This is a genomic window from Acidisoma cellulosilyticum, assembly GCF_020621385.1.
In the GTDB taxonomy this organism is placed as follows: Bacteria; Pseudomonadota; Alphaproteobacteria; order Acetobacterales; family Acetobacteraceae; genus Acidisoma; species Acidisoma cellulosilyticum.
The window spans coordinates 1-289 of sequence record NZ_JAESVA010000053.1 but is presented as its reverse complement, the minus strand read 5'-3'; the positions used below and the strand labels follow the sequence as shown (position 1 = coordinate 289).

Genomic DNA, 289 nt, shown 5'->3' with positions numbered 1-289 from the left:
AAGAGGCCACCGTTAAACGCTTCTACTACCAAAGCCACGATCAACTGCGGCGCCACCTGATGGACTTCGTCTCAGCCTATAACTTCGCCCGAAGGCTAAAGACCCTAAGAGGCCTGACCCCTCATCAGTTCATCTGCAAAACCTGGACAAATGAGCCAGAAAGATTCAGAGTAAATCCACTCCACCAAATGCCGGGACTAAACACCTCTCATGTTCGCCACTTCAAGCTGCAGGCACGGTAAATCTGCGCCCGTATGACAGGCTGTTCAGCGTTGCCGCGGCTGGGTAA

At 52.9% G+C, this 289-nt stretch carries 1 protein-coding gene; it reads left to right on the top strand.

Translation table 11 applies throughout. The features are described from left to right. Positions 1-242 (top strand): IS3 family transposase (locus tag ACELLULO517_RS28500; RefSeq protein ID WP_227310883.1); only part of this gene is annotated, 242 nt, incomplete at its 5' end. Between the last annotated feature and the right edge of the window lie 47 nt (positions 243-289).